Raw genomic sequence first — 19,449 nt, forward strand, 5'->3', positions numbered from 1 at the left:
CTGCGATCTTTTGACCTTGCTCTAGAGGCGGCCCTCAGGCGCATACGGCGCCGGATCAATGATCGGCGCCCGTCCCAGCATCACATCGGCAAACAACTGACACGACGCCGGCGCCAGCACCAGCCCGTTGCGGTAATGCCCACAGTTCAGCCACAAACCCTCGAACCCCGGCACCCGGCCAATAAACGGAACGCCTTCCGGCGACCCCGGCCGCAGCCCGGCCCAATGCCCGACCACTTCGGCATCCGCCAGCGCCGGCAACAACTCGATCGCCGAGGCCTTGAGGCTTTCCAGCGCTACATCGGTCGGGGTCTTGTCGTAGCCTTCGTGCTCTAGCGTACTGCCGATCAGAATATGACCGTCACGACGCGGAATCGCATAACGCCCCTTCGCCAGCACCATGCTCGGCAGAAAATCAGCCGCGCACTTGTAGAGAATCATCTGCCCTTTGACCGGCTCGACCGGCAGCGTCAGGTTCAGCGTCTTGAGCAGATCACCGCTCCACGCGCCCGCTGTCAGCACAACCTGGTCGCCGTTGATCACCCCCGCCGGAGTCTGTACACCAACCACGCGCTCGCCTTGGCGGACGAAGCCAGTGACTGCGCATTGCTCATGAATCGTCACGTTCGGCAGTGCCAGCAACGCCGCCTTCAGCGATTTGACCAGCCGTGGATTGCGCACGTTGGCGACATCGGCCATGTAGATCGCCCGGCTGAAATCACTGCCGAGCACCGGCACCGCGTCATGCGCCGCCGAGATATCCACAGCCCGGAGCGGCCGGTGTTCCCGCTCGGCCCAGGCCAGCGCTTCGGCCTCATCGTCCAGATCCAGCCAATACAGACCGGTGGTGTGCACTTCAGGGTCGACCCCGGTGTCGGCAAACAAACGCTCGCCGAGCTGTGGATAAAAATCCTGCGACCAGTGCGCCAGTGCGGTCACCGCCGGGCTGTAGCGCCACGGATACAGCGGCGAAACGATACCGCCGCCCGCCCAAGAGGATTCCTGGCCGACATTCGAGCGATCCAGCAGGACTACCCTACGCACTTCGGAGGCGAGATTGTAGGCAGTGAGCAGGCCAATTACTCCGCCACCGACAATCACCACTTGCTGTTGCCTGGTCATGTTTGATCCAACCGTAAAAAAGACAGCGGGCGCAAAAGGTGCCCGAAAAAGAATACGTCAGCGGCCCCAGCAATCCTTGGCGGTCAATCCGGTGGTCGCGTTGTTCATGCTTCGCACGCCGGTGTTGGTCAGGGTGAAATCCCCGCACTTGTCGGTGGCCATGGCCGAACCGGTTTTACGCGTCGCCGTCAATACGAAGGTCTGGTCGGTCAGCGTTGGGGTGATGGTGTAGAAATCATTGCCCGTGCTCAGCCCGGTGACGCCGGTGTAGACATTGTTGCGGGTGTAGAAGCGTTCGAGGGTCTGCGCCTGCTCCGAGAGCAGCGAGACCACTTCGGCGCGACGGCCCTTCTTCACGTATTCGTTGTAGCTGGGAATGCTGATGGTGAGGATGATCCCGATAATCGCGATGACGATCATGATTTCGATCAGGGTAAAACCTCGGCTGGTTCTGCGCATGCCTCAAATTCTCGCTTACTGGATTTGTCGCCACATGATACGACGGCTGCCGCCGCCACCCTTTTCCACAACGGTGGTGATGACGCCACTGGTGTCGCTCACGAGCTTGGTCTTGGCATCACTGGAAATGACGTTAAGGGTCGGGATGCCACCGGTGAATACCACGCCACTGGATATCGTGTCATTGCCATCAACCAAACGGTCGCCGTTGGTGTCGATCACGGCGTAGTTGAGCATCTTACCGTTGAACGCATCCAGTTCGACCAACCTGCCCGTGCCAAAGCTCGAACAAGGGTCAGTGGTATCGACGCTGGCAGTGGTAAAAACAACTCGCCCCAACACCAGACTGGCCTGGTTGATCACGCGCTCGCCGGTCAGCACGTTGTTGTATACCAGCGGCAAATACCAGCCTTTTTCTCCCGGATACGTCGTTTCATTCTGGCTGGTGGTCAGGAATTGCCCGGAACTGCCGGAGAACGAACCGGTTATCGCCTGCGCCTGCAAACTGCTGACGGTGATTTGTCCGGCTCCACCTTCTGCATCCCAGATTGAATAGAACGCCTGCAGATCCTTGTTGGTCTTGTCGGCGGTTTCGTTGAACTTGCCGGTGCCAAAGAACACCTGCTTGCCGCCCTGTGGGTTATCCGCCAGCAGCGGTTGCGCGGTGATCGGCTGCGTTGCCCCACCCGGGGCGGTGAACAATGGCTTGCCCGCGAACGCCACACCCCAGCTTTCCGGCGCCGTCGCGCTCAGGTCGAATTTCCACATGCGTCCCTGGAGGTCTCCACCGTAGACAGCCTGCACCACGTTCGAGGAATTGACCCTGAGCTTCACCGATGACAGACCGTTGCTGGTTTCCGTGCTGTCGATCACGATTTTCCTGATCAGCGAACCATCCAGCGCATCCAGCACATACAAAGCCGCAACCCCCGAATGGCTGCCGTAGCCATTGGCGATGAAAGTCGCCCAGCGACCATTGGCCAAGCGTGCCACTTCCGGCCTGGCATAGGCGTAACCCAGATCATTGAACGCATTCGCCGTGTTGGCGGTGACCGGCGCACTGACTTCCCACAGTGCCCTGATCACGTTACCTGCCGAGGCATCGAACAGTTGCAGCCCATAGAAGGTTTTGCCGCCGGCCCCCGTTCCGCCAATGGCCATGGTTTTCCAGGTGGTACCGGCCTGCGCATCGAACACGCCGACCTGACCATCCACCAGAAACTTGTGGCTGACGCCGTTGACGTAGTTGGTGTCCGCGATCAGCCGCAAGGAAGGCAGCACGCTGGAAGGCATGTACGCATAACGGCGGGTGCCGTTCGCCGAATTGATCACGTTGACGAAACCGTCGTTGGCGTTCACCACCAGACTGGTGTTCATGTTCGCAGCCTTGGTCGTCAGGTAGTTGGTGTAACTGCTGTCACCCGTCAGATCGGATGCGGTCTTGTCCGAAGGCGACGCGAGCACCAGCGGCGAATTGATAATGTCGCCGAGCAGCGCAGTGCGCACTTTGAGCCCGGCCTTGTTGGTGCCCTTGCTCCACTCCACCAGATCATTGCCGGTGATGCCGGTGGGCAGGCCCTGATTCAGCGTAGTCTGCTGGGCCGGGGAAAAGTTGAGGAGTGCCAGGGCAATTGGCGTATTGCTCGCGGTGTTCCATGACTGGAAATTCGGCGCTGTGGCAGAGGGCACGATAGTGGTGTCGGTCGTCCATTGCGCCGTCGAAGTATTTACCGTGCCGGTCGAGGTGAAGCCGAACGACCTGATCGTGCCGCGCCAATCCTTGGGATCGTAAGTGGTCTGGTAAAAACTGCTGCCACTGGTCAACGTGCTGCTGCTGGCGACGCCGGCACCACCGGAGCCGGCCTTGGAGGTGATATCGCTCAGTGCAGACGATAAGGCCGCGTTGAGCCCCGAGCTGTCGGTCGCCTGATAATACCTGCCCTGCCCATAACTGGCGGCGTCGGACAACATGTCGTTATCCGCAGCAAAACCGACGGTGTAGGTGTTCATGTTCTGCCGGGGAAAATCCACCGCGTTCCAGCTCTTGCCGGCGGCGTCGGTGCCGGTCGAGCGCATGTCGATGTCGAAGGCGAATTTGGCAATGTCATCCAGATACAGCGTGTCGCCTTCACCGTCACCGTTGAGGTTGTCGCCGTCATTATTCACGCCATCCCAGTTCGGTAAACGGCTGCCCCCCAGTGGATCATTGGTGGGGAACGTACGGTCGTAGGTCGGCAAGCCATCAGTGATTACCACGCCGTAGTTTTTCTGGCAGCGATATTGAATCGGGCTGGTATAGGTCGCCGGCGTGCCGTTGTAATACGGCGCCAGGCCACGCAAATAGCGAGTCACTTCGTAATAGCTCTCGGCCAACGGTGTATTGGCCACGGCGTTCAAGCCGTTGATCGATGAAATCAGCGCATTGTAGTTAGCGTCGGCCTGGGCCTGGGTCACGCTGCCGGTGACCGGCGACAGATCGGTGATCGAGCGGGCAATGAAGCCGCCATTGCCCGGGTTGGTGCTGGTGGCCGGATTGAACGTCGACAGGCCCATGCGCAAGGTGCGGTTGCTGCTCACCAACGCGGTGGAAACGTTGCGCGCGACGTTCATCCGGTAATCGTTGGGAATCGCCCCAGTGGTGAAATCGCGGGTGCCGTTGCTGTTGGCCAGGCTGACTATGTAGGAAATGTAATCGGCGGAATAACGGGTGTTCTCGTTGCCTACCGGGTCGGGGAGCTTGAGGCACAACGGCGCCACACTGTTGTTGTAGAACGCATAGGCGCCTCCCGAGCAACCGGAGGTCGGCAGGCTCGATAGAAACACCGTGTCGCCGGTAATCTGCGGCGCATTGAGTGCAGAGCACAAGCCGAGGAAGGCATTGCACTCTCGGGCGGGAGTGCGATTGACATTCGGGTTGAATCCGGCAGCGTAAATGATGCTGTTCATACTCCCCGAGTCGTCGATCAGCAGCATCACGTTTGGCGCCACCGCAGCCGCGCTCAGCAATGGCGAATCGGAAGGCGTGAAAGCCCAGGCCGGCGCCGCCAGATAGAAACTCAGGAGCATGCCGACCAGCAGCGAGGCGCCGCGTTCAATACTTCGCATAGACACTCTCCACCACGCTACGCGAATTGCCGGCGATGCCGACCGCAGTGACGCGATACAAGGTTGCCGAGGTGTTGCTCGGCACGTTCACTGCTGTGAGGGTCGTGCCGATGTTCTGCACCCCGTAAAAGCCATTACCGGCGGCGATCCAGGTTACCCCGGAGGTCGAATTGAAGCCTGCCGAATTCACTACTGACGACTCCGCCGGCGGCATACATTGGTTGCCGCTGCACACCGCCAGTGCGTAACTGTCCAGCTGCACCGCGCTTTCGCCAACACGCAACGCCGCTTCGGCAGACTGGAACGATTGATTGCGCAGGCTCACGCTGCCGGCCATTTTTTCTTGCAGGTTGGCGCTCTGCATCGACGACAAGCCAATCAACGTAAGCAACAGCAGAAACACCAGACTGACCAGCAAGACCATGCCGCGTTGTGCCTGACGTTGCTGCAAGGAAATCCTCATCGCCGGCCCCTCATGGCAAGCGGTTGCGCAATGCCGCAACCACGTTGAAGGTTTGGTTACGCACCCGATTGTTCGGGTCGGTGAGGGTCAGGCTCAGGCGTACACTGCGGATCCGCGCCGGATCGCCGGGGTTGCTGCTGTAAGTGGAGGCCGCCACGTCGGTCGCGGAGCTGGCCAGACCGAAGGTAACGTTGAAGGCGCTGACGTTGTTCACCAGCACCTGCTGCGCCGGATTGCCGCTGCCAGTGCCCAAGAGGATCTGGTTATTGCTGAAGCTGTAGATCAGACGCCGGATCGGGAAAGCGATCTGCCCTGTGGTCGGGCTGCGCAACCCGCTGTAGGCGACCGCGCTGTTACGACAGTCTGAAATCACTGTCCAGGTCGGCGTCCCCCCGCCGCTGCCGACATCGGCGGTGACCATGGTCAGCTTGAGACTGGCGTTATCCCAGTTGATCGGGGTGAGCTGCGCGGCGTTGAAATCCCCTGCCGCGCTGGAGTCGACGATGGTGCCGAGACAGCCGAACATGCCGACCATGCGGATTTCCTGAATCATTTTGCTGAGGACGAAACGCGCATCTTCCTGCATCGCCGCAGCGCTGTTCTGACTGACGTAGGTGTTTTTCGCGGCGATGAAGATCTGCACCACACCCAGCACGACGATCAGCCCTAACGCCAAGGCGATCAGCAACTCGATCAGGCCGAAACCGCGGCTGGAACGCTTCATGGTGTAGCTACCGGATCGACTGCTGCCCGACTGGTGAGCACGAAGCTGCGCTGGGCACTGGCAGCATTGGCCGCGCGCGCATCACTCCAGGTAATCGTGATGGTGTAGACCCGTTGGTTGAGGGTGATGCTGCCCGTCGCGGTCGGACCGCCAAAGTTGGCGATATTGGTGGTGAAGTCGTAGAGATCCTGATCCCGCGCCACACTGAGGTTGCCCGAGGTCGGTGGCGTGACGGTGTAGTCGGCACCGGAGTTGGCGCGAATCCTGTCCATCATGTCGTAGGCAATAAAGCTCGCCTGACTGGTCATCCGCGAACTGTCGGTGTACTTCAGCGCATTGAGTTGCACCGCCGCCGCGCCCAACAGCCCGACAGTGAGAATCAGCAACGCGACCAGCACTTCGATCAGCGTCATGCCCTCCTGTGCGTTTTTGCTCCCTGCCCTCATCCGCAATTTCCACCCAGTTGAATGCGTCCGTTCAAACACACGTTCAGCGTCCTGCTTTGCGTGCCCAGCGTGTAACCGATGACCACCGCCGTCGACGGTGCCGCCAGACCGCCGAGGTTGTTGAAATCCAGTGCGGTCACTCCTGAGGGTAGCGTCAGAGTCGCGCCACTGCTCATCGCTGGAACAACCCGCAACACATTGGCCGGATTGCCAGTACTGTCGTAGACCGCGAGTTCACCGGTCCAGACGCTGCCACCAGCGGTCGGGCGCAAACGCGTGGTCACGCCGCGATTGATCGCCTCGAGGCGAGCGAAATTGATTGCGCGCTGCAAGTCGCCGACTTCGGTATCCGCCTTGCTGCTCTGGATCGTACGGGTAAAGGCCGGCACCGCCAGCGTGATCAGTACCAGAAACACCGCGATGGCAACCAGCAACTCGACCAGCGTGAAACCTTTTGTACGAAGATCCATCGGTGCCCTCCGTTGCTGTCGGCTATACCTGCTTTTACACGCTAGAACATTCGCTCGGCACGCGCCGACTGATTTGCCCTGCGCGGCGCACGGATTGCGCTGCTCATACCATTCCACGGAGGGATTTTTCATGCCGCAACACGGTTTCAGCCTGATTGAACTGCTTATGGGACTGGCGATTGGCGCAATTGTTCTGCTGCTGGTCAGCCCGGCGTTCGCTGCGCTCAAGCAAGCCACTCAGCGCGATCATGCAGCGCAGTCGCTGCTCGAAGGTATTCGCCACGCTCGCACATTGGCTATGACACACAACCAAAGCGTGGTGATCCATGGCATCGACGGCGACTGGAGTCGTGGCTGGCGAATCATTCTGGATCTTAGCGGCAAGGGTTCGGAGGACAGCAGCAATCCGCTATTGGTTGAACACGCCAGTGAGGCGAAGGTGCCGATTGTCGGCAATTGGTGGGTGAGCCGCTTTGTGCGGTTCAGTCATCTGGGGCAACCGCTGATGCCAGGACGGCGATTTCAGGCGGGAACAATACACATCTGCTCGCCGCGTGAACCGGTCAGCCAGCGCCAGATCGTGCTGGCGGCGACCGGTCGCGTGCGCCTGAGCAGTCGGGAAACTGAACAGGCGCTGTGCGACAGAAGCAGAAACGTCAGATCGAACGCACGCGCAGCTCTTTCGGCATCGAGAACGTTATGTTCTCTTCACGGCCGGCCAGTTCATCGGCACCGGTCGCGCCCCAGGCCTGCAATTGCTGGATCACGCCACGGACCAGCACTTCCGGTGCCGAGGCGCCAGCAGTAATGCCGATACGCTCGACGCCGTCGAACCAGCTCTGTTGCAGATCTTCGGCACCGTCGATCAGGTAGGCCGGAGTCGCCATGCGTTCAGCCAGTTCCCGCAGACGGTTGGAGTTGGAGCTGTTCGGGCTGCCGACCACCAGTACCACGTCGCACTCGTCGGCCAGTTGCTTGACGGCGTCCTGGCGATTTTGTGTGGCGTAGCAAATGTCGTCCTTGCGCGGACCGCCGATCGCCGGGAAGCGCGTGCGCAGGGCATCGATGACGCGGCTGGTGTCGTCCATCGACAAGGTCGTCTGGGTGACGAAGGCGAGTCTTTCCGGATCGCGCACCTGCAACTCGGCCACGTCCTTCTCGTCTTCGACGAGGTAGATCGCACCGCCATTGCTGGCATCGTACTGACCCATGGTGCCTTCGACTTCCGGGTGACCGGCGTGGCCGATCAGGATGCACTCGCGACCGTCGCGGCTGTATTTGGCCACTTCGATGTGCACCTTGGTGACCAGCGGGCAGGTTGCATCGAAGACTTTCAGGCCTCGACCGGCGGCTTCGTTGCGCACGGCTTGGGAAACACCGTGGGCGCTGAAGATGACGATGACGTCATCGGGCACCTGATCGAGCTCTTCGACGAAAATCGCGCCACGGCTGCGCAGATCTTCAACGACGAATTTGTTGTGCACCACTTCATGACGCACATAGATCGGCGGCCCGAAGACTTCCAGGGCGCGGTTGACGATTTCGATCGCCCGGTCCACACCGGCGCAGAAGCCACGGGGGTTGGCGAGTTTGATTTGCATGCTGTGCCTCGTGTCTTGCGCGCGAAAACAATGGAGAACCACTGTAGGAGCGAGCTTGCTCGCGAAGGGGGCCATCACCTGCAACATTTCTGTTGGTTGACACACCGCTTTCGCGAGCAGGCTCGCTCCCACATTTTGACCTTATACAGTCAGTTATAGCGCTTTGACGGAAATGATTTCCACGTCAAAGGTCAGCGTCTTGCCGGCCAGCGGGTGGTTGAAGTCGACGGTCACTTGCGTGTCGTCGAATTCCTTCACCACACCCGGCAATTCAGTATTGGCCGCATCGTTGAAGATCACCAGCAGGCCCGGTGACAACTCCATGTCGGTGAACTGCAAACGCGGGATGGTCTGCACGTTCTGCGGGTTCGGCTGACCGAAAGCGTTTTCCGGCTCGACGGTCAGGGTGCGCTTGTCGCCGGCCTTGAAGCCGAACAGTGCGGCTTCGAAACCCGGCAGCAGGTTGCCGTCGCCGACCTTGAAGGTGGCCGGGGCCTTGTCGAACGTACTGTCGACGGTATCACCGTTTTCCAGGCGCAGGGCAAAGTGCAGCGTGACTTCGGTGTTCTGGCCGATGCGTTGCTCAGTCGATAGCGGTTCAGTCATGAGCGGCCTCTTCGGTTTTCTTCGATTTGAACATGTCCAGCGCCAGCATGATCGCGCCGACGGTGATCGCGCTGTCGGCAATGTTGAACGCCGGGAAATACCAGCGGTTCTGCCAGTGCACCAGAATGAAGTCGATCACATGGCCCAGGGCAATGCGGTCATACAGGTTGCCCAGCGCGCCACCCAGCACCAGCGCCAGGGCGACGGCCAGCCAGGTGTCGTTCCGGCCCAGGCGCTTGAGCCAGACCACCAGCACGGCGCTGACGACAATGGCGATCAGCGCAAACAGCCAGCGCTGCCAGCCGGAGCTGTCCGCGAGGAAGCTGAAGGCGGCGCCGGTGTTGTAGGCCAGGGTCCAGCTGAACAGATCGGGAATGATCACGATCTGCTGGAACATTTCGAGCTTGCTTTCGAAGTAGAACTTGCTGGCCTGGTCAATGACCAGGACCAGCAGGCTCAACCACAGCCAGCTCAGCCGTCCGAAACGGCCAATGGCATCAGGCATAGTGACGAACCTCGCCAGCGCCGCTGATGTTGTCGACGCAACGACCGCAGATTTCCGGATGCTCCGGGTTCACGCCAACGTCTTCGCGGCAATGCCAGCAACGTGCGCACTTCGGGAACGCCGATTTGACGATCTTCAGTTTCAGACCGCTGACTTCGGTGACCACTGCATCGGCCGGAGCCTGCACGAATGGCGCAACGCTGGCAGTCGAGGTGATCAGGACAAAGCGCAGCTCGTTGCTCAGCCTGGCCAGATCGGCGCTCAGCGCCTCTTCGGCAAACAGCGTCACTTCGGCCTGCAGGTTGCCACCGACGGCTTTCGCCGCGCGCTGGATTTCCATTTCCTTGTTGACCGCGACCTTCACTTCCATGATGCGATCCCAGTAGGCGCGACCCAGCTCGAAGCCTTCCGGCAGCTCGGTCAGGCCTTCGTACCAGGTGTTGAGCATGACGGATTCGTTACGCTCGCCCGGCAGGTATTGCCACAGCTCATCGGCAGTGAAGGCGAGGATCGGCGCGATCCAGCGCACCAGCGCTTCGGAGATGTGGAACAGCGCGGTCTGGCACGAGCGACGGGCCTTGCTGTCGGCGCCGGTGGTGTACTGGCGATCCTTGATGATATCGAGGTAGAAACCACCCAGCTCCTGCACGCAGAAGTTGTGGATCTTCGAGTAGACGTTCCAGAAACGGTATTCGCCGTAGTGCTCTTGCAACTCGCGTTGCAGCAGCAATGTGCGATCCACCGCCCAGCGATCCAGCGCCAGCATGTCTTCGGCCGGCAGCAGGTCAGTGGCCGGGTTGAAACCGGTCAGGTTGGAAAGCAGAAAGCGCGCGGTGTTACGGATACGACGGTAGGCATCCGCGCTGCGCTGCAGGATCTGCTCGGACACCGCCATTTCGCCGGAGTAGTCGGTCGACGCGACCCACAGACGCATGATGTCGGCGCCCAGGGTGTCGTTGACTTTTTGCGGCGCGATCACGTTGCCCAGCGATTTGGACATCTTGCGGCCGGACTCGTCGACGGTGAAGCCGTGAGTCAGCAGTTCGCGGTACGGCGCGTGATTGTCGATGGCGCAACCGGTCAGCAGGGACGAGTGGAACCAGCCACGGTGCTGGTCGGAGCCTTCCAGATACAGGTCGGCGCGCGGACCACTCTCGTGGCCCATCGGGTGCGAACCGCGCAGAACGTGCCAGTGCGTGGTGCCGGAGTCGAACCAGACGTCGAGGGTGTCGCTGATCTTGTCGTACTGCGGCGCTTCATCGCCGAGCAGTTCGGCGGCGTCGAGTTTGAACCAGGCTTCGATGCCTTCGACTTCAACGCGTTTGGCGACTTCTTCCATCAGCTCGACGGTGCGTGGATGCAGCTCGCCGCTTTCCTTGTTGAGGAAGAAAGGGATTGGCACGCCCCAGTTGCGCTGACGCGAGATGCACCAGTCCGGACGGTTGGCGATCATCGAGTGCAGGCGCGCCTGACCCCAGGCCGGAACGAACCTGGTGTCTTCGATGGCCTTGAGCGAGCGCACACGCAGGGTGTCGCCGCTGGTTGGCTCCTTGTCCATGCCGATGAACCACTGCGCAGTCGCGCGGTAGATCAGCGGGGTCTTGTGGCGCCAGCAGTGCATGTAGCTGTGTTCGATGACGGTGGTGTGCATCAGCGCACCGACTTCGGTCAGTTTTTCGACGATGGCCGGGTTGGCCTTCCAGATGAACTGGCCGCCGAAGAATTCCAGCGAAGGCACGTACACGCCATTGCTCTGCACCGGGTTGAGGATGTCGTCGTTGACCATGCCGTACTTCTTGCACGTCACGAAGTCGTCCACGCCGTAGGCAGGGGCGGAGTGAACCACGCCAGTCCCAGCGCCCAGTTCGACGTAGTCAGCCAGGTACACCGGCGACAGGCGATCGTAGAACGGATGACGGAAGTTGATCAGCTCCAGTTGTTTACCGGTGGTGGTGGCGATCACCGAACCTTCCACGCCGTAGCGCGCCAGGCAGGCTTCGACCAGCTCTTCAGCCAGCACCAGCAGCTTGTCGCCGATATCGACCAGGGCATAGTTGAATTCCGGGTGCACGTTCAGCGCCTGGTTGGCCGGGATGGTCCACGGGGTGGTGGTCCAGATCACGATCGCAGCAGGCTTGCTCAGCGACGCCAGACCGAACGCGGCAGCCAGTTTGGCTTCGTCGGCGATCGGGAACGCCACGTCGATGGTCGAGGACTTCTTGTTCTCGTACTCGACTTCCGCTTCAGCCAGCGCCGAACCGCAATCGAAGCACCAGTTCACCGGTTTGAGGCCCTTGAAGACGAAACCGCCCTTGACGATTTCGGCGAGGGCGCGGATTTCACCGGCCTCGTTCTTGAAATCCATGGTCTTGTACGGGTTGGCGAAGTCGCCCAGCACACCCAGGCGGATGAACTCGGACTTCTGCCCTTCGATCTGCTCGGTGGCGTAGGCACGGCACAGCTCGCGGGTTTTATCCGCGCCGAGGTTCTTGCCGTGGGTCACTTCAACCTTGTGCTCGATCGGCAGGCCGTGGCAATCCCAGCCCGGGACATACGGCGCGTCGAAACCCGACAGGGTCTTCGAGCGGATGATCATGTCCTTGAGAATCTTGTTCAGTGCGTGACCGATGTGGATCGTGCCGTTGGCGTACGGAGGGCCGTCGTGCAGGACGAACTTCGGACGATCCTTGCCAATCTCGCGCAACTTTCCGTACAGGCCAATACTGTCCCAGCGCTGCAGGATCTGCGGTTCGCGCTGTGGCAGGCCGGCCTTCATTGGGAAGGCGGTGTCCGGAAGGTTTAGCGTGGCTTTATAGTCGGTCATTTAAGGCTCTTCATTAGCGATGGGCGCTAGGTGCGGCTAGTGCACGGGCGGTGGCGACATCCGCATTGATCGCCGTTTTCAATGCCTCCAGAGAGGCGAAGCGCTGCTCTTCACGCAGCTTTTGGTGGAAAACCACCGTCAAACGCCGGTCATACAGATCGCCGGCAAAATCTAACAGATGGACCTCGAGGTGGGCTTTGCCATCCCCTTGCACCGTGGGACGCACGCCGATATTGGCGACGCCGGGCCAGGTCTTGCCTTCGATGTCGACGCTCACCAGATAGACCCCGGTGAACGGCACGCGACGACGCTTGAGTTGAATGTTGGCAGTGGGCGTGCCCAGTTGCCGGGCGAGTTTCTGGCCATGCAGCACGCGACCGGCGATGCGGTACGGGCGGCCGAGCAAGCGTTCGGCCAGGGCAAAATCGGCGGCGGCCAAAGCGTTGCGCACTTGCGTGCTGCTGACGCGAATGCCGTCCAGCTCGACGGTTTGCGCGGCTTCGACGCTAAAAGCATGAACCTGCCCGGCCTGCAGCAGAAAATCGAAATCGCCCAGACGGTCGCAGCCGAAGCGGAAATCATCACCGACCTCGAGATGCTGCACGCCAAGGCCATCGACCAGAATGGTATCGACGAACTCACTGGCGCTGAGCTTGCTCAGGCGCTGGTTGAAAGCCAGGCACAAGACCCGGTCGACGCCTTCGGCGGCCAGCAATTGCAGCTTGTCGCGCAACCGCGCCAGACGCGCTGGCGCCGTGTCGGGAGCGAAGAATTCCCGTGGCTGCGGCTCGAAAATCACCACGCAGCTGGGTACGCCCAACTCGAGCGCACGCTCACGCAGCCGGGCCAGGATAGCCTGGTGACCACGGTGAACACCGTCAAAGTTGCCAATAGTGGCGACGCAGCCCCGATGCTGGGGGCGCAAGTTGTGGAGGCCTCGAACCAGCTGCATAACGCGCTTCTTGCTCATAAAGTGGTCGATTATAACCACACCCGACGGCCGACGACAGGCAACACCGTAACGCAAAGTGAACGAGCCGACAAAACCGCCGGCCCGAGCCTGTCGATAAAGGCTGAAACCTTAGCTCAAGGCCTTGCGATTGAAGTCGCGCAGGCGGAAACCCAGCAGCAGCAACATACCGAAATACGCCACCACACCGGCAACCACCAGCGCACCCAGGCGCAGGAAGCGCTCGAGCATAGGGCCCTCATCCCAAGCGGGCATGAAATGCATGCCGGCCAGTAACACCGCCGACATCACCGTCACCGCAACAACCAGTTTGAAACCGAATTTGCCCCAGCCCGGCTGCGGCTGATACATCTTCTGCTTGCGCAGTTGATAGAACAGCAGCCCGGCGTTCAGGCAAGCGCCAGCGCTGATCGCCAGCGCCAGACCGGCATGGGCCAGCGGCCCGATCAGCGCCAGGTTGAACAACTGGGTGCAGACCAAGGTGAAGATTGCGATTTTCACCGGGGTGCGGATGTTCTGTTGCGCATAAAAGCCCGGCGCCAGCACTTTGATCACAATGATCCCGAGCAAGCCGACCGAATAGGCAATCAGCGCACGCTGGGTCATCTCGGCATCGAAGCCACTGAACTGGCCGTACTGGAACAGCGAAACGGTCAACGGCTCGGCCAGAATCCCCAGTGCCAGCGCGCACGGCAACACCAGCACAAAGCACAGGCGCAGCCCCCAATCGAGAATTCGCGAATACTCGTGGCGATCCTTGTTGGCGTAGGTCTTGGCCAGCGTTGGCAGAAGAATCGTGCCGAGCGCCACGCCCAATACGCCCGACGGCAATTCCATCAAGCGGTCGGCGTAATACATCCACGACACTGAACCGGCGACCAGAAACGAGGCGAAGATGGTGTTGATGATCAGCGAGATCTGACTGACCGACACGCCGAGAATCGCTGGCAGCATCTGCTTCATCACCCGCCACACGCCGCTGTCGCGCAGATTCAGGCGCGGCAGCACCAGCATGCCGATCTTTTTCAGGTGCGGCAGTTGATAAAGCAGTTGCGCCAGACCGCCGACCAACACCGCCCAGCCGAGGGCCATGACCGGCGGATCGAAGTACGGCGTGAGGAACAGCGAAAACACGATCATGCTGACGTTGAGCAGAGTCGGCACGAAGGCCGGCACCGAGAAGCGGTTCCAGGTGTTGAGGATCGCGCCGGCCAGCGACGACAGCGAGATCAGCAATATATAAGGAAAGGTCACCCGCAACAGATCGGAGGTGAGCTGGAATTTCTCCGGGGTATCGGTAAAACCGGGGGCCGTGGCCCAGATCACCCAGGGCGCAGCGATCATGCCCAGCGCCGTCACAACCGCCAACACCAGCGTCAACAGGCCCGATACATAGGCAATAAAAGTGCGCGTCGCCTCCTCGCCCTGCTGACTTTTATATTCGGCCAGGATCGGCACAAATGCCTGGGAGAAAGCCCCTTCGGCAAAGATCCGCCGCAGCAGGTTGGGCAGCTTGAAAGCAATAAAGAAGGCATCCGTGGCCATCCCGGCGCCGAATGTCCGCGCGATCAGCGTGTCACGAACAAACCCCAGAATCCGGGAAAGCATCGTGATAGAGCTGACGGCGGCCAACGATTTGAGCAGATTCATTGAGAGAGTTTGTGCCTGTCGATAAACAGCAGGCGAACAATGCGCCCACTTGTGCGATACTCCGCGCCGCAACAGCACAGAGCCAAAGCTCGCGAGTTTACAGGTCAAGCGCCGGAAATAAATATCCCGCCTCTTTATACCTACCACTTAGCGGAACGATTCAAGTGCCCTTGACAAGACAAGTCTTCATCGGCATGATTCGCGGCCTATTTTGTTTGCTATTTCCTAAAAAGTCTTTCGAGGAGCTCGACGGTGGCCAACTCACCTTCCGCCAAAAAACGTGCAAAACAGGCTGAGAAGCGTCGCAGCCACAACGCCAGCCTGCGTTCCATGGTTCGTACCTACATCAAGAATGTAGTTAAGGCCATCGACGCAAAAGACGCTGAAAAAGCTCAAGCTGCATACGTTCTGGCTGTGCCAGTTATCGACCGTATGGCCGATAAAGGTATCATCCACAAGAACAAGGCTGCTCGTCATAAGAGCCGTCTGAATGGCCACGTCAAAGCGCTGAAAGAAGCCGCTTAATCGACGTAGTCATTAAAAAACCGACCTCAGGGTCGGTTTTTTATTGCCTGTAAGTTGGTCAGTGCCACGCAAAAAAATGTAGGAGTGAGCCTGCTCGCGATGGCGGCGTATCAGTCGACGCAATTGTTGACTGATACACAGCTATCGCGAGCAGGCTCACTCCTACAGTTGGTTTTGCGGTGTTATGGCTGGACAGGCACCCACGGCAGGATCGGGATAGCGGTTACGGCATTCTGCGGACTGCCTTCGATCAGACGATCGCTGTAGACCAGGTACACCAGCGTATTGCGCTTCTTGTCGAGGAAACGCACCACCTGCATGGTCTTGAACACCAGCGAGGTGCGCTCCTTGAAGACCTCGTCGCCATCCTTCAGTTCGCCCTTGAACTTGATCGGCCCGACCTGACGACAAGCAATCGATGCCTCGGCGCGATCCTCTGCCAGACCGAGACCACCCTTTACCCCGCCGGTCTTGGCGCGTGACAGGTAGCAGGTCACGCCTTCGACTTTAGGATCGTCGAACGCCTCGACCACGATCCGGTCATTCGGCCCGACAAACTTGAACACCGTCGACACCTGACCGATCTCCTCGGCCGAGGCCAGCAATGGCAGAGCCATCAGCAAGCCCAACAATCCTTTCGCTACACGCATCGAATTTCCCTTAGACCAGAATCAGGTTGTCACGGTGAACCAGTTCCGGTTCCGCCATGTAACCGAGCAAACCGACAATCGCATCCGACGACTGACCGATGATTTTTTGCGCCTCCAGGGCGCTGTAATTGGCCAGTCCCCGCGCGATCTCACGACCGTCCGGCGCCACGCAGACCACCATCTCACCGCGACGGAAGCTACCCTGAACCAATTTCACCCCCACCGGCAGCAGGCTTTTGTTGCCCTTGGACAACGCCGACACTGCCCCTTCATCCAGCACCAGAGTGCCACGGGTTTGCAGATGCCCGGCCAGCCACTGCTTGCGCGCCGCGAGCATGCCGCGCTCAGGCGACAGCAGCGTACCGATGCGCTCGCCCGCCTTCAGGCGATCAAGCACGCGCTCAAGCCGCCCGCCGACGATGATGGTGTGCGCACCGGAACGAGCTGCCAGTCGCGCCGCGCGCAACTTGGTCTGCATGCCGCCGCGCCCCAGGGCACCGCCGGTACCGCCAGCCACTGCATCGAGCGTCGGATCATCGGCGCGCGCTTCATAAATCAACTGCGCATCAGGATTGTTGCGCGGATCGGCGTCGAACATCCCGTCGCGATCGGTGAGGATCACCAGCAGATCGGCCTCGACCAGATTGGCCACCAACGCCGCCAGCGTGTCGTTGTCGCCGAAACGGATTTCGTCGGTGACCACGGTGTCGTTTTCGTTGATCACCGGAATGACTTTCAGCTCGACCAACGCACGCAAGGTACTGCGGGCGTTGAGGTAGCGCTTGCGGTCGGACAGGTCGTCGTGGGTCAGGAGAATCTGCGCGGTGTGCCGGCCATGCTCGGCGAAGCTCGACTCCCACGCCTGCACCAGGCCCATCTGACCGATTGCAGCGGCCGCCTGCAGCTCGTGCATGGCACTGGGTCGCGCGGTCCAGCCCAAGCGACTCATGCCGGCCGCCACCGCCCCGGAGGACACCAGCACCAGCTCGACGCCCGCTTCATGCAGCGCCACCATCTGCTCGACCCAGACACTCATTGCCGCGCGATCCAGCCCCTTGCCATCAGCTGTCAGCAAAGCGCTGCCGATCTTCACGACCCAACGCTGCGCACCTGTCACCTTGCTCCGCATCATCTTCAACCTTAGCTTGAGGGCAGCGCGACCTGGCACTGCCCGTGACGTTAATCGTGGCGATTGCTGACCAACGATCGATTTCCGGATACTAAAACGCCGCTCGATTGAGCGGCGTTCAAGTTTATCGCAACGGATCAGTCACGCACGTAAATGATTTCCGGACCGTCTTCGTCATCCACATCTTCTTCGTCCCAGTCATCGTCGCCGATGTCATGGACCGACTTCACGCCACTGCGACGCAAGGCACGCTTGTCGTCCAGCGCCTGCAACTGCGCACGGGCTTCGTCTTCGATGCGCTGATCGAGATCGGCCAGCTCTTCCTTGTACGCAGGGTCTGCGGCCAGGCGATCGGCACGGTCTTCCATGTAGCGCATGATGTCGTGGCACAGACGCTCGGTACCGATCTTGGCGATGGCCGAAATCACGTACACCGGACCGGTCCATTCCAGACGATCGACGATTTCCTTGACGCGAGCATCGTGCTCTTCTTCAAGGATCTGGTCGCACTTGTTCAGCACCAGCCAGCGATCACGCTCAGCCAGCGACGGGCTGAATTTGATCAGCTCGTTGACGATCACTTCAGCCGCGTCCGGAGCACTGGAATCATCCAGTGGCGCCATGTCGACGAGGTGCAGCAGCAGACGCGTACGCGCCAGGTGCTTGAGGAAGCGAATGCCCAGGCCGGCACCGTCGGAGGCGCCTTCGATCAGACCCGGAATATCGGCAATGACAAAGCTCTTCCAGCGATCGACGCTGACCACACCCAGGTTCGGCACCAGCGTGGTGAACGGGTAATCGGCAACTTTCGGCTTGGCGGCCGAGACCGAACGGATAAAGGTACTTTTACCGGCGTTCGGCAAGCCCAGCAGACCGACGTCAGCCAGCACTTTCATTTCCAGTTTCAGGTCGCGCTGCTCGCCGGGCTTGCCTGGCGTAGTCTGACGCGGCGCACGGTTGGTACTGGATTTGAAACGGGTGTTGCCCAGACCGTGCCAGCCGCCCTGCACTACCATCAGTTTCTGGCCGGCCTTGGTCAGGTCGCCGATGACTTCCTGAGTAGCGGAGTCGATCACGGTAGTGCCGACCGGCACGCGCAGGATCAGGTCTTCGCCCTTCTTGCCGGTGCAGTCGGTGCTACCACCGTTGGAGCCACGCTCGGCATCGAAGTGACGGGTGTAACGGTAGTCGACCAGGGTATTGAGGTTTTCGTCGGCCATCATGTAGATGGAACCGCCGTCACCGCCATCACCGCCGTTCGGGCCGCCGTTTTCAATGAATTTTTCCCGGCGGAAACTCATGGCACCGTTGCCACCGTCACCGGCCTTTACGCGAATCGATACTTCATCAACAAACTTCATAACCAACGCCTCTCGCCGTACGGACGAGCCGAAAAACAATCAAGACATAAGACTCTTGCAAAAATGAGCGCAGCGACCCCAAGACACGACCTGCATCGCACGCCGACAGCCCATACAAACAGCTTTGCAAGAGACTCACCCCACAAACGAAAAAGCCCCGTCGCAAGACAGGGCTTCTCCAGCGATCTCGCGATTAAGCCGCGATTACGCTCACGTAACGACGACCGAAGGCGCCCTTTACTTCGAACTTGATCACGCCTTCGATTTTAGCGAAGAGAGTGTGATCCTTGCCCATGCCAACGCCGTAGCCAGCGTGGAATTGGGTGCCGCGCTGACGCACGATGATGTTGCCGGCCTTGATGACCTGGCCGCCATACATCTTCACGCCAAGGCGTTTGGCTTCTGAGTCGCGACCGTTACGGGTACTACCACCAGCTTTTTTGTGTGCCATGAGTTCAATTCTCCTAGTGAGGAATTAGGCTGTAATTAAGCCTGAATACCGGTGATTTTGATCTCGGTGAACCACTGGCGGTGGCCCATACGCTTCATGTGGTGCTTACGGCGACGGAACTTGATGATGCGGACTTTATCGTGACGACCTTGGGAGATCACTTCAGCCTTGACGGTTGCGCCAGCAACAACTGGTGCGCCGATGTTCACGTCGTCGCCATTGGCGACCAGCAGAACGCGATCAAAAGTCACGGATTCGCCAGTAGCGATTTCCAGTTTTTCGATCTTCAGGTATTCACCTTCAGCGACCTTGTATTGCTTACCGCCGGTAACGATTACTGCGTACATGGTATTTCTCCGATAATCCTGCTCACCCAGCTCTTTATAAG

19 protein-coding genes and 1 pseudogene are annotated in these 19,449 nt (G+C 59.9%); 2 read left to right on the top strand and 18 right to left on the bottom strand.

What is annotated here, in order from left to right:
- Window positions 1-21 precede the first annotated feature (21 nt).
- From thiO to J2Y90_RS01735, 7 genes are read right to left on the bottom strand one after another with little or no spacing between them, the layout of a single operon-like run.
- Complete coding sequence (thiO, locus tag J2Y90_RS01705) at window positions 22-1,122, bottom strand: glycine oxidase ThiO (RefSeq protein ID WP_253495996.1); 1,101 nt, start codon at window positions 1,120-1,122, stop codon at window positions 22-24.
- Window positions 1,123-1,179: 57 nt separating this feature from the next.
- Complete coding sequence (locus J2Y90_RS01710; protein ID WP_253495999.1) at window positions 1,180-1,581, bottom strand: type IV pilin protein; 402 nt, start codon at window positions 1,579-1,581, stop codon at window positions 1,180-1,182.
- Window positions 1,582-1,596: 15 nt separating this feature from the next.
- Window positions 1,597-4,686: a pilus assembly protein gene (locus tag J2Y90_RS01715; RefSeq protein WP_253496000.1), complete on the bottom strand. Its 3,090-nt coding sequence runs from the start codon at window positions 4,684-4,686 to the stop codon at window positions 1,597-1,599.
- The gene (locus J2Y90_RS01720) at window positions 4,673-5,149 is read right to left on the bottom strand and encodes a pilus assembly PilX family protein (protein ID WP_253496002.1); all 477 of its coding nucleotides are present in this window, start codon (window positions 5,147-5,149) and stop codon (window positions 4,673-4,675) included. The genes J2Y90_RS01715 and J2Y90_RS01720 overlap by 14 nt, the downstream gene beginning before the upstream one ends.
- A 10-nt stretch (window positions 5,150-5,159) precedes the next feature.
- The gene (locus J2Y90_RS01725) at window positions 5,160-5,873 is read right to left on the bottom strand and encodes a PilW family protein (protein WP_253496004.1); all 714 of its coding nucleotides are present in this window, start codon (window positions 5,871-5,873) and stop codon (window positions 5,160-5,162) included.
- Window positions 5,870-6,319, bottom strand: coding sequence for a type IV pilus modification protein PilV (gene pilV / locus J2Y90_RS01730; RefSeq protein ID WP_253496006.1), 450 nt, complete (start codon window positions 6,317-6,319; stop codon window positions 5,870-5,872). Before pilV ends, J2Y90_RS01725 begins: the two co-directional genes overlap by 4 nt.
- Window positions 6,316-6,789, bottom strand: coding sequence for a GspH/FimT family pseudopilin (locus tag J2Y90_RS01735; RefSeq protein ID WP_064364110.1), 474 nt, complete (start codon window positions 6,787-6,789; stop codon window positions 6,316-6,318). The genes pilV and J2Y90_RS01735 overlap by 4 nt, the downstream gene beginning before the upstream one ends.
- A gap of 130 nt (window positions 6,790-6,919) precedes the next feature.
- Between J2Y90_RS01735 and J2Y90_RS01740 the strand changes: the two are divergent.
- Window positions 6,920-7,471: pseudogene (locus J2Y90_RS01740) on the top strand (GspH/FimT family pseudopilin); the annotation flags it as partial.
- Here J2Y90_RS01740 and ispH read toward each other — a convergent pair.
- From ispH to murJ, 6 genes are all read right to left on the bottom strand, one after another.
- On the bottom strand, window positions 7,446-8,390 hold the full coding sequence (gene ispH, locus J2Y90_RS01745) for a 4-hydroxy-3-methylbut-2-enyl diphosphate reductase (protein ID WP_137215615.1): 945 nt from the start codon (window positions 8,388-8,390) through the stop codon (window positions 7,446-7,448). The pseudogene J2Y90_RS01740 and the gene ispH overlap by 26 nt on opposite strands.
- Window positions 8,391-8,543: 153 nt before the next feature.
- A complete protein-coding gene (gene fkpB, locus J2Y90_RS01750) occupies window positions 8,544-8,996 on the bottom strand; it encodes an FKBP-type peptidyl-prolyl cis-trans isomerase (RefSeq protein WP_253496008.1) in 453 nt (150 codons plus the stop codon).
- On the bottom strand, window positions 8,989-9,501 hold the full coding sequence (gene lspA, locus J2Y90_RS01755) for a signal peptidase II (protein ID WP_151551936.1): 513 nt from the start codon (window positions 9,499-9,501) through the stop codon (window positions 8,989-8,991). The genes fkpB and lspA overlap by 8 nt, the downstream gene beginning before the upstream one ends.
- A complete protein-coding gene (ileS, locus tag J2Y90_RS01760) occupies window positions 9,494-12,325 on the bottom strand; it encodes an isoleucine--tRNA ligase (RefSeq protein WP_253496010.1) in 2,832 nt (943 codons plus the stop codon). The genes lspA and ileS overlap by 8 nt, the downstream gene beginning before the upstream one ends.
- A 13-nt stretch (window positions 12,326-12,338) precedes the next feature.
- Entirely contained in the window at window positions 12,339-13,277 is a 939-nt protein-coding gene (gene ribF / locus J2Y90_RS01765) for a bifunctional riboflavin kinase/FAD synthetase (protein WP_253496012.1), read from the bottom strand.
- 129 nt (window positions 13,278-13,406) lie between these two features.
- Entirely contained in the window at window positions 13,407-14,945 is a 1,539-nt protein-coding gene (murJ, locus tag J2Y90_RS01770; RefSeq protein ID WP_253496014.1) for a murein biosynthesis integral membrane protein MurJ, read from the bottom strand.
- 252 nt (window positions 14,946-15,197) lie between these two features.
- Here murJ and rpsT point away from each other — a divergent pair, with 252 nt between their 5' ends.
- Window positions 15,198-15,470 (top strand): 30S ribosomal protein S20, encoded by a 273-nt coding sequence (rpsT, locus tag J2Y90_RS01775; RefSeq protein ID WP_003228351.1) that lies wholly within the window; start codon window positions 15,198-15,200, stop codon window positions 15,468-15,470.
- Window positions 15,471-15,652: 182 nt separating this feature from the next.
- On the opposite strand, the gene J2Y90_RS01780 is transcribed toward rpsT, so the two are convergent.
- The 5 genes from J2Y90_RS01780 to rplU form a co-directional block, all read right to left on the bottom strand.
- Window positions 15,653-16,120, bottom strand: a complete 468-nt coding sequence (locus J2Y90_RS01780) for a CreA family protein (RefSeq protein WP_253496016.1) — start codon at window positions 16,118-16,120, stop codon at window positions 15,653-15,655.
- A gap of 10 nt (window positions 16,121-16,130) precedes the next feature.
- Window positions 16,131-17,249 (bottom strand): glutamate 5-kinase, encoded by a 1,119-nt coding sequence (proB, locus tag J2Y90_RS01785; RefSeq protein WP_039761700.1) that lies wholly within the window; start codon window positions 17,247-17,249, stop codon window positions 16,131-16,133.
- A 137-nt stretch (window positions 17,250-17,386) separates the two neighbouring features.
- Window positions 17,387-18,610: an Obg family GTPase CgtA gene (gene cgtA / locus J2Y90_RS01790; protein WP_016773122.1), complete on the bottom strand. Its 1,224-nt coding sequence runs from the start codon at window positions 18,608-18,610 to the stop codon at window positions 17,387-17,389.
- A gap of 193 nt (window positions 18,611-18,803) precedes the next feature.
- Complete coding sequence (rpmA, locus tag J2Y90_RS01795) at window positions 18,804-19,061, bottom strand: 50S ribosomal protein L27 (RefSeq protein ID WP_016773121.1); 258 nt, start codon at window positions 19,059-19,061, stop codon at window positions 18,804-18,806.
- A gap of 35 nt (window positions 19,062-19,096) precedes the next feature.
- Complete coding sequence (gene rplU, locus J2Y90_RS01800) at window positions 19,097-19,408, bottom strand: 50S ribosomal protein L21 (RefSeq protein WP_007924746.1); 312 nt, start codon at window positions 19,406-19,408, stop codon at window positions 19,097-19,099.
- Window positions 19,409-19,449 lie beyond the last annotated feature (41 nt).

Source organism: Pseudomonas koreensis, from assembly GCF_024169245.1.
GTDB lineage: Bacteria > Pseudomonadota > Gammaproteobacteria > Pseudomonadales > Pseudomonadaceae > Aquipseudomonas > Aquipseudomonas koreensis_F.